This window comes from Nonomuraea sp. NPDC003201 (assembly GCF_053590415.1).
Window position 1 is genome coordinate 1 of sequence record NZ_JBSFTC010000365.1, and the last position, 9,994, is coordinate 9,994.

At 67.0% G+C, this 9,994-nt stretch carries 6 protein-coding genes; 2 read left to right on the forward strand and 4 right to left on the reverse strand.

Annotated features, from left to right (window positions below; all coding sequences use genetic code 11):
- Positions 1–650 precede the first annotated feature (650 nt).
- The 4 genes from ACWDX9_RS54080 to ACWDX9_RS54095 all read right to left on the reverse strand — a co-directional run bounded on the left by ACWDX9_RS54080 (position 651) and on the right by ACWDX9_RS54095 (position 7,191).
- Positions 651–1,148: a hypothetical protein gene (locus tag ACWDX9_RS54080; protein ID WP_449970094.1), complete on the reverse strand. Its 498-nt coding sequence runs from the start codon at positions 1,146–1,148 to the stop codon at positions 651–653.
- Between the two features lie 102 nt (positions 1,149–1,250).
- Entirely contained in the window at positions 1,251–3,632 is a 2,382-nt protein-coding gene (locus ACWDX9_RS54085; RefSeq protein WP_449970096.1) for a family 43 glycosylhydrolase, read from the reverse strand.
- A 139-nt stretch (positions 3,633–3,771) separates the two neighbouring features.
- On the reverse strand, positions 3,772–6,603 hold the full coding sequence (locus ACWDX9_RS54090) for a beta-xylosidase family glycoside hydrolase (protein WP_449970099.1): 2,832 nt from the start codon (positions 6,601–6,603) through the stop codon (positions 3,772–3,774).
- A 303-nt stretch (positions 6,604–6,906) separates the two neighbouring features.
- The gene (locus tag ACWDX9_RS54095) at positions 6,907–7,191 is read right to left on the reverse strand and encodes a hypothetical protein (RefSeq protein ID WP_449970102.1); all 285 of its coding nucleotides are present in this window, start codon (positions 7,189–7,191) and stop codon (positions 6,907–6,909) included.
- Between the two features lie 1,071 nt (positions 7,192–8,262).
- On the opposite strand from ACWDX9_RS54095, the gene ACWDX9_RS54100 reads away from it, so the two are divergent.
- Complete coding sequence (locus tag ACWDX9_RS54100; RefSeq protein WP_449970104.1) at positions 8,263–9,306, forward strand: LacI family DNA-binding transcriptional regulator; 1,044 nt, start codon at positions 8,263–8,265, stop codon at positions 9,304–9,306.
- A 156-nt stretch (positions 9,307–9,462) separates the two neighbouring features.
- A partial coding sequence (locus ACWDX9_RS54105) for a Gfo/Idh/MocA family protein (RefSeq protein ID WP_449970106.1) occupies positions 9,463–9,994 on the forward strand: 532 nt, incomplete at its 3' end.

Genomic DNA, 9,994 nt, shown 5'->3' on the forward strand with positions numbered 1-9,994 from the left:
TGGCGGCCCGGCTGGCCGCCGTTGCCCGCCCCGTGCCCGCCGCGTACGGCCCGGGAGTGACGCACGCCTGACCCGCCTCGCGTGCGCGCAGCGGCGTGGTGACGGCGGATTCCCGCCGTGCCGACACAGTTCGGCCAGATGGAGGGGCCGCTTCCGTAGATCGGAAACGGCCCCTCTGCGCGCGACTTGAGCAGCGTTGTGGCTTCCTTACGATGCCGTGAGAGCAACGACTGCGAGGAGTGTCGCGGTGAAGCCTCCCGCGGTCACCAGCGCTGCGGCGGCCAGTGGCAGTCTCCGGGTCCACGCGCGCACTCTGGCGGAGGTCGCGGCCCGCATCAGGGCATCTCTGCCTCGTAGGACGAGGATGCCCCGGCCGTCTTCAGCACGGCCGGGGCACTGGTGCGGGGTCGCCGATGGCTTCCCGTTGACCGCCTTGTGGGTGCCGGAAAGTCAACCACCCTATACGGCCTGCGCATACTCGCGGATCAGTCCACCGAGGCGATCGCGGCGGGTGACCTTGATATCGGCTGCGATCAGGGCCGGCAGGGCTCGTAGCGGAGCAGCCTGGTCCAGGGATCGATGCGGGCGGTGCTCGTTGAAATGCGCCTCATATACGGCCGGCACCGACCGCAGATGCCGAGCGTTGACGATCAGGCAGTACAGGCGTTTGAGCTGCGTCGCGGCGCAGGGTCGATGCCGGCCTTCTTCAGGATGAGCCACACAGTGGAGGCACCGACGCGGTATCCCAGACCAGCGAGTTCACCGGCAATCCGACGATATCCCCACAGCGGGTTCTCGCGGGCCATCCGGAGGACCAGCAATCGCACTGAAGGACGTGTAGCAGGTCGGCCCTGCCTGCGGCGCTTGAACGTCCAGCGGCGCCGCACCAAATCGGCATGCCGGCGCAACAACATGCCCGGCGTTACGAACAACCGCAGGCGACCGGGTGCAGGCAGTAGCCGCGCCAACGCACTGATCATCGCCCGGTCCGCCCACGACGGTCGCGGTCGGGCGACCTGGCGACGAAGCACCGCGAGCTGATGACGCAGCACCAGGATCTCGACATCCTTCGATGTCTCCGACCGGGCCAGGAGCGCCAGCCGGCCCGCGAGCCGAAGGAAGATCAGATACAGGAGCCGCAACGCCATGAACGACGATGATGCCGAGCGCACGCTCGAGTGCCAAACCGCTGGTCAACAGCGCTGGCCAAGTTTCCGGCACTCACAGGCCCGGCAGGCCGGGCCGCCTCTTCACCAGCGGCAGCTGCGGGCGGCGTACGGCGCGACCAGCGACGCCGACACCGGCTTGCCATGCACTCGCGCGGTCGCCGTCACGGTCACTTCGCCGGCCGGCACGCTCCCCGCACGGGTCGGGAACGAGCGGGACTTCTGCTTGCCGGCCGGGATCGTCCCGATCGGCCTCGTCCCGTACGCCGACTCCGCCGACGCCCGCATGTGGGCCTTTTCGTTGTTCGTGACACGTACCGTCAGCAGCACCTCGCGGCCGGCACACCGGGACTCCGCCACCGCGGACACCTTCAGCGGCGGCTCAGCGGTCGCGAACGCCCAGGAGTCGATCTCGAAGAGGTCGGTGCTGTCGGGCCCAGCGTAGGTGAAGTACACATCGTGCACTCCGGAGACGCCGTCGAGCTCAGCGCTCACCGCCGTCCACTCTCCGGCGGGTGCGTCGACGGGAATGGTCGCGGCCACGGGCGCGTCGCGGGCGTCCAGACGGAGCTGGATCTTTCCACCTGCTGCGAGTGGGAGCACCTTCGCGGTCAGGCGGGCAGCGCCGTGCTCACCGAAGTCGACCGATGCGAGCGAGGTCCAGTCGCCGTTGTCGATGTCGTGCAGCACGAGGTTCGGCGCCGTCGCGCCGAACTCCGCCGAGGCGCCGTCGATCTTCTTCGTCGCGATGCCCTGCTGCCAAGCGATCGTCTCGGCCTCGATCACCCGGTACGGGTTGAGCTTACGCAGCTGGTCGACGCCGTCGTAGGTGCCGATGACCTCCTTGATCGTCCCGTCTTCGTTGAAGGCGAGTTTGGCGATGTGCGGGCTGCGGAAGCCCTGGGTGGCGCCGCCCGTGATGCGGCGGTTGAGCGTCTGGGCGTGATAGGTGAAGTAGTAGTCGCCGCCGAGCTTGAACACCGACTGGTGGTTGTTGCCGCCCACGCCGAAGTAGGTGCCGGGATTGCGGAAGATCACCCCCGCGTACTTCTCGGGCGTCCAGGGCCCCATGGGGCTGTCGGCCATGAGGTACGCGATAGCCCCGGTCGGAGGCCCGTTCGGGTCCACCGGTCCCGAGAACCCGAAGTTCGAGGAGTACGAGTAGTAGTACTTGCCCTCGCGTTTGAACACGTGACCCGCCTCGAACACCAGCGGTGCGTCGATGACCTCCGCCGAGCCGGACGTGCTGATCATGTCATCACCGAGCTTGATCACCCGAGTGGACTTGGGGTGGTTCGTGTTCTCGTAGCTGCCCGACTTGTCATCGCCACCGCCGCCGAAGTAGAGGTAGCCCTTGCCGTCGTCGTCGATGAACACACCCGGGTCGAAGAGCCAGTTCCGGCCGTTCGACGCACCCGGTGTCGCACTCGTGATCAGCAGGCTGCCGCGCTCGTCGCGCCACGGGCCGAGCGGCGAGTCACCGACGAGGACGCCCGTGGCGCCGCCGCTGTTGGCGAAGTAGAGGAAGAACTTCTCCTTACCGTCGATGACCTTGCTCTCCACGGCGGGGGCCCACGACTGGGTGGCGTAGCGGGCAATCCCGGTCGGACCGGCGACCGGGATCTCGCCATGGTCCACCCAGTTGACGAGGTCGTCGGAGGAGATGACGGTGATCGTGTTGATGCCGCCGTAGGTGTTCGTCGGGGAGATCCCGTCAGGGCCAGGCTTGTACATCTGCGTGTCGTTCGTCATGTAGAGGTACACGCGGCCGCCGTGGACGAAAGCGTTGCCGTCCGCCCCGAACTTGTGGGAGATGAGCGGATTGCCCTCACCGGGGTTCTTTCCTAGTACCTCGATAGTCGTCGACGGCACGAACTCCTGGAGCGTCACGTCATCGACTTTGAAGTCCATGAGGTCCGTGTCCGGGGCAGGCGCCGACGTCCACGGCGTCTCCACGAAGATCCTCGCGGTGGAGACGTTCTGCGCCGTTGGGATCGTGAAGGTGCCCTGAATGAGCCCCCATTGTCCGCGCGGTGTCGTCACCGAGCCAAGGTTCGTGTTGGTCGAACCGCCGTAGTGCATGGTGACGAAGAACTGCTTGGTCGCTGGACTGTTGGGGTTCTCGTATTTCACCCGTGCCGTGACCGAGTAGGTCTTTCCGGCCTGCACCTTGCCGGAAAGGTCCTGCATCGGGCCGGAGCCGGTCGTCTTCCGGCCGGTGACCAGCACGGCGCCCGAGCCGGAGTGGGCATCGGTCGTGGGCGACAGCGTGGCACCGCCGGAGAGGTTGCCGTTATTGGGGAACCAGCCGACGAGGCCGTCCTCGAATCCGCCGTTCGCGATGAGGTTGGAGGCTGCGGCTTGGACCGGGGCAGCCGAGACGACGAACCCGGCGGCCAGCATGGCGCCGGCAGCCCCGATCGCGACGGCCCGTCGCCGGATCAACCGTCGTAAGCGCTGTTCCACGTGGTCTTCCTCCTTGATCTCTGATGTGCTGTTGGGAAGTGGTGACGTGACCCGGTCGGGCCTCAAGAAGCGGTCGGCCGGGATGCCTGGCATGACGTCGATGCCGGGCTTGTCTCGGGCGGCACGAGCCGGGTGACGATCAGCGGCAGGAGCGGGCGGCGTACGGCGCGGCCAGTGACGCCGACACCGGCTTGCCGTGCACTCGCGCGGTCGCCGTCACCGTCACCGCGCCGGCCGGCGCACTCTCCGCACGGGTCGGGAACGAGCGGGACTTCTGCTTGCCGGCCGGGATCGTCCCGATCGGCTTCGTCCCGTACGCCGACTCTGCCGACGCCGACACGTGCACCTTCTCGTTGTTCGTCACCTGCACCGTCACCATCACCGTGCCGCCGGCGCACCGGGTCTCCGCCACCGCGGACACATCCAGCGACGGAGTGGCTGCCTTCAACGTGCCGAGCCGGGCCAGCTGGTAGCTGAGCGCCCGCTCCGGCGCGTCGATCTGGTTCTGCGTGCCGAACTTCCCGGCTCGCGCCTTCTTCGCCTTGGCGAGCGCGGCTCGCATCGCGGCCCAGGCGTCCTTCGGGTAGTCGCGTTTGTCGAGCATCCTGGCGTACGCGATGGCCGCGTCGAGGTCGCTCGTGTCGAGCGGCAGGTTCTGCGCGGTCAGGGTGTCGCTGAGCAGGTAGTGGTCGAAGTCGACGTGCCCACCCCTTTCCTGAGTGGCGTAGTTGAACAGGCCGACGCGGTGTCCCATGAAGTGGGCGAGGCTGCCGTCCAGGGTTTGCGGGCCGACGCGGTCCCCGAGTTGGGTCCACGTCCGCCCGTCGAGGCTGTAGTAGAAGGTCGTCCACAACTGCCCGGCCGGCGAGGCGAAGTCGAGGTCCGCCTTCACGTGCACCTTGGTCGCCTTGCCCAGCGGCACCGTGGTGCCGGGCAGGAAGCTTTCGAGCGTGGCCTGGTCGAGGTCGACCGCGAACGGCTGCACGCGGTTGACGACGCCCAGCGTGTTGACGCCGCCCGCGCGCCTGACCGCCACGTACGAGAAGCCGCGGTTGTAGGCGGCCAGGCCGGCGACGTCGCCGTTCTTCATGCCGGAGATGTCCATCTTGGTTTCAGCTGACTGCCGCGGTCCGAATGTACGCTGCGACAGCGTGTTCCGCGCCTCCTCGAACCAGGCTAGCTCGGCCCGGTTGGAGAGCTTCGTGTAAACGTATTTGCCGGTGACGACTTTGCCGTTCGTCAGCCGCAGCCATCCGTCGCGGTCGGTGAGCGACCAGTACCGGTTGTCGGGAGCATGGTTCCACTGCCACACCACGTCCAGTCGCGACCCGTTGGACGCGATCTCTTCCTCGGCCGGGTACTCGGCCGTCACCGGATGCCCAACGATCGAGACATCGTCGATCAGATACTCCACGCCCGACGAGGGCGGTTGTGGATTGGCCCACGGCGTCTCCACCGCGAAGGTGAAGGCGTCCAGGTTCGCCGTCGCCGGCACGGTGTACTGTCCGGACACCGTCGTCCACTGCCCGGCAGGCACGTTTCCGGACGCCATCACCTGAACGCCCGCACCCCAGTCCGCGGCAAGGTTGAACCGGATGGCGTCCGGGCCCGACGTATATTTGATCTTCGCTGACACGGTGTAGGTCACACCGTGCTGCATTTTGCCGTTGAGCGCCTGGTTCGGGCCGGAGCCGTTGAGGGTGCGATCGCTCACCTTGAGAGCCGCCGCCCCGGAAGCGGGATCGACCGTGTCCCGGCTGAGCGTCGCGCCGTACCGTGCACCCCATGGCGCGACCGCCGCGGATTCGAACCCCGGATTGTCCAGCAGTTCGACCCCGATGAGCGTCTCGTCGTAATCGGGCGGGCGCGGGATCGTCCACTCCTCGTCCCTATAGGCCTTGTGCGGTGCGTCGTTGAGGAAGTCGTCCGAGGCGACGATGCTCTTCTGGCGTTCGAACGCCTCCCGCTCCGGGCCGAGCTTGATCGGCTTGTCGAACACGTCGTCCACCTTCACGACTCCGTTGTCGCCGAAGGTCGGCCATCCGTCCTGCCAGGTGGCGGGGATCAGCGCCGGGATGCGGCCGATCGGGAACGTGTCCCGGAAGAACATGCCGTACCAGTCGGTCCCGCCGCCCTCGCGCGAGATGGGTACGAGGCTGCCCTGGGCGAAGCCGTTCGAGTTGAGCACCCCGCGGGCCTCATAGGTGTTGACGCCGCCCGCCGAGGTGTAGCGGCCGAGCAGCTCCTTGGAGCGAAGCATGACGACTTGGCGCCCCTGCCCGGGCGGCCAGGTGATGATGACCGCGTAGTAGTAGCCGTCGATGTGGTAGAACTGAGCGCCCTCGAACAGACCCCCGATGAACGGCTTCCCGGCGTAGTCGCTCGCGCGGAAGATGTTCGGGTAGTCCTGCTCGATGGCCGTCAGGTCGGCGTTGAGGCGCACAGCGCTCGTACCACCGGAGCCGTAGAAGATGTACGGGGTGCCGTCGAGGTCGAAGAAGAGCGACGGGTCGTGCAGGCCACGGCCGAGGGCCGTGCGCTCCCAGGCGCCGTTCTCGATGTCGTCGGTCCGGTAGACGTATGCGCCGCCGAGGTTGTTGGTGTTGAAGACGACGTAGAACATGCCGTCGTGGTAACGCAGGGACGACGCCCACTGGCCCTGACCGTACGACGTTTGTCCGTTGCGCAGCGAGAAGGCGTCTCCGATGCTCGCCCGGTCGAAGACGTAGTTGACGATCTCCCAGTTCACCAGGTCGTAGGACTTCATGATCGGCGCACCGGGACTCAGGTGCATCGTCGTACTGATCATGTAGTAGACATCCCGGCCCTCATTATTCTGAGCGGCCGGAACGCGCTCGACGCTGACGTCCGGCACGTCGGAGCGGAGGAGCGGCACGGAGTACGTGCCGTCGCCTTTGTCGGTCGAGGTGTACGAGGGTTGTGGCGACCACTCGACGGCGGCGTTCGCCACGCCTCCCGAGGAAACGAGAACGGCTCCGACGAACACGGCTACCGCTCCCCTCGCCGCCAAGGAACGGCGCAGGCCGGATAAACGAGCGCTGGCGGATACAGGCATGGTGATGCTCCGAACGCGAGGGCGATGCGAGGGAATCGACGGGTGTTAGCGTTAACAATCCGAGCCGTGACAGGGCCCGGTACGTGCGCGAAGGCATAGTTCACGTGCGTCATTCCTTCGAGGACAGCCGCTCGGCCAGGCTCTGCCGCACCCGCCACTCCACGCCGCGACCGGGGCGGGCTGAGCATCGCGGTCACGTCACTTGCCGATTGCGGTCTTGATGCCGGCCAGAGCCGCGTCCCGCGCCTTGGCCGAAACTCCCTTGCCTTGCTCGACGTTGGTGATCGCGTTCAAAAACGCCTGGCCGATGGCCCAGTTGCCCGGGCCGATGAGGAACGGTTCGAGCCCGAGCAAGGAGTCGGCGCAGGCCTTCCTCGTCGTCGCCCTGGATGAGCACCAGGGGCCGGGCACCTTGCCGCCGACCGGCGCCATGGTCAGCGCCTGCACCCTCTCGACCGAGGACGCCACTTCGGCGAGCTTCACCTGCGCTCCCGGATTGGCCTTCTGGTCGTGCTAGACAGGCCCCCTCTGGTTGATGCCGAGCGACCAGAACTGGAACGATTTGCCCTCCTCCACAGGCGGCGGCACGGAGAAGTGGCCACAGCGAGCATGACCGGTGTGGCGTTACGGAAGTTCACAGGTGGTCTCTTCCAGAGAACTCAGAGCGAGAGGCGACCATGGTAGGCGGGCTTCTTGCAAACATTTCTCGTCGTACGTCAGCGCGGCGCCCTTGCCGGAAGATGGCAGGGTCAGAAAGTTGCGAAGTAGATCTCGATCGTTAATGCCGGACCATACGTGCGACTCATGAAACTCGTCAAGAACCTGCCCGCAAACCTGCCGAAACGAAAGGGCTAGCAGCCGAAATCTTCTGACCGGGTTCCCGCCAGGACCGGCCGTTGACCGAACGCCTGCCGCGGCTGTCCAACCCGCCGACACCGACGGGCAGGCCATGGGCCTCTGTCGCGCGGGCCCGGTCAAGCCGGCGCAGGGCGAGTCCTTGGCGCAGCGCCGAGGTGAACGGGGCGCCGACCTGATCATCCGAGAGAGCGACGCCCAGGGCGACCGGTTGCGAAACTTACTGCGAATTCACCGAAAACAGCGAGCCTCAAGTTCCTTGACAGGCTGCATTCGTGCACCCTAGCGTGACGCCCATCACGGCCATGAGGATAACTCGGTTATGTTAACGCTAACAGTCGTGGTTCGCAGAGGTCCGCCTGGTTTCGACGCAGGAAGCGAAAGGACTGTCCATGCTGTCGCACGGCTTCTGGCCGGGGGAAGGGCAGGGGCTGCTCCTCGTCGTCCTGCCGCCGGCCTCGAGGTGAGGCCCGGACCACGGTAGGAGACCCCACTCATGAAGCGATTCGCCCTGCTCAAGAGCTGGTGCATGACGCTCGCCGCAGCCGGCGCCGGATTCCACCGAGCTGGGCCTGCTCAGCTAAGGCCAGATCGCGCCGGCTCCGCCCTTGTCCGTCGTTCTGCTTGCACGGGGGCTATGCCACTGCGGCTGTTGATGGATCCCTCTAGCAGACGCGTCGTCACCGGAAAGGAGCGCCAATGCCACCACATGCCGAGCGCCATCTGCCGGTCATGGCCGATGTGGCCAGGTTCGCGGGCGTGTCGCACCAGACCGTCTGGCGCGTGCTCAATGGCCATCGCCGAGTCCGAGAGGAGACACGGGCCCGTGTCCTGCAAGCTATCAACGCTCTCGGCTATCGCCGCAACATGACCGCCCGGATGTTGATCACCGGGCACTCACGCAGGCTCGGCGTCGTCAGTTTCGGCTCCACACTGCTCCGCCCGGCCAGCGCCGTCTACGGCATCGAGCGAGCCGCCCGGAACGCGGGCTGTTTCGTCAGCATCGTGAGCCTCCGCACCATTGACCGGGCCGGCGTCGACGAGGCCATCGGCTACCTGGCCGAGCGGGAAGTGGACGGTGTCATCCTGGTCGCGCCGCAGCGCTTGGCGGCGCAGGCCCTCGCCGACCTGCTCACCGGCCTGCCCGCGGTGGCCGTCGGGGGCTGGCACGAAGGCGACGTATCCGTGGTCACTGTGGACCAGGTGGAAGGTGCCCGGCAGGCGACGGCTCACCTGCTCGATCTCGGCCACGAAACCGTCTGGCACATCAGCGGGCCAGACGGCTGGCTGGAAGCCGAAGGACGGAGCGAAGGCTGGCGAGCCGCGTTGTCGGCCGCCGGGCGAGCGATCCCCGAAGCGCTGTCAGGCGACTGGACCCCCAGATCCGGGTACCTGGCCGGCAAGATCCTGGCCGGCCGCGTCTCCGACGTCACCGCGGTCTTCGTGGCCAACGACCAGATGGCGCTTGGCCTGCTGCGGGCGTTCTCAGAGGCCGGCGTAAAGGTGCCCGAACAGGTGAGCGTGGTGGGCTTCGACGACATTCCCGAATCGGCGTTCTTCGCCCCTTCTTTGACCACAGTCCGGCAGGACTTCTGCGAGGTCGGCAGGCTCAGCGTCAATGTGCTGCTCGAGCAGGTCGAATCGGCCGAGCCGTTGGGTCGTGCGCGCCTGGTCGTGGCTCCTCGTCTCATCTGCCGGGGCAGCACGGCAAGGGCGAGGGGCCGCTCCACCTTCATTCGTTGACGCTTTCCGCATCACCCCTGACCGGTGCCGGCCTGGAGAGCCACGTCACATTCTCCGGGGGCGGACGCAGCCGGGGTTGACCCGAATGGCGATCGAAAATAGGTTAACCAGGCAAAAGTGATCGATCACTCTTTGGGTCGTCCAAAGGAGTTCCACATGCCTGCGTCTTCGTCCCCGGTCCGTGTTGCCCTCGTCGGCGCCGGGGGCATCGCGAAAGCCTGTCATCTGCCCGCCCTGGCCGCGGCCGGCGACGCGGTACGGGTCGTCGCCGTGTGCGACGTCGACTCCGCCCGCGCGCACGAGCTGGCCGACGCCTACGACATCCCGGGCCGCCACACCGATCTGACCGAGATGCTGGCGACGGCGAGCCCCGATCTCGTGGTCGTCGCAACGCCGCCGGTCGCGCATCGCGAGGCGGTGACAGCCGCGCTCGACGCCGGCGCGTGGGTCTGGTGCGAGAAGCCGCCGACGCTGTCGCTGGCCGAGTACGACGAGATCACCGCCCACGAGAAGGACGGCGGCCCGTACGCCAGCTACGTCTTCCAGCACCGCTTCGGCAGCGCGGCCCGACGGCTGCGCCGGCACATCGGCGACAGCGAGCTGGGTTCGCCGCTCGTCGCCGTGTGCAACACGCTGTGGTACCGCGGCCACGACTACTTCGAGGTGCCGTGGCGTGGCAAGTGGGAGA